General features: G+C 40.1%; 1 protein-coding gene. It reads right to left on the bottom strand.

What is annotated here, in order from left to right:
• On the bottom strand, positions 1-196 hold a 196-nt coding region (locus ACEN3Z_RS11975), incomplete at its 3' end, for a hypothetical protein (protein ID WP_407090997.1).
• Between the last annotated feature and the right edge of the window lie 76 nt (positions 197-272).

Raw genomic sequence — 272 nt, 5'->3', positions numbered from 1 at the left:
ATACCGCAAGTAAAAAAACAATTCGAGTTTTAATTTCAATCGGAATCATTTCGTGCTTTCCAGACCATGGCGCTCCCGCATAGATACTTCGCCATCGACTAAGATTTGGTGAGAATTGTGCTTGATGTGAGTATTGCGGACGTTTTTTACCAGTAGTGCGGTTCTTTTTACCACTCTTTGCGGGAAGATTTACCAATGTCTGCGGAATAGTTTACCAGTAATAATTAAATGACCCCATTTCTACTCAACTTTTGAGTAGAAATGGGGTCAAC

The organism is Ruoffia sp. FAM 26254 (genome assembly GCF_045528545.1).
In the GTDB taxonomy this organism is placed as follows: Bacteria; Bacillota; Bacilli; order Lactobacillales; family Aerococcaceae; genus Ruoffia; species Ruoffia halotolerans.
This window is presented reverse-complemented; position numbering and strand designations above follow the sequence as displayed.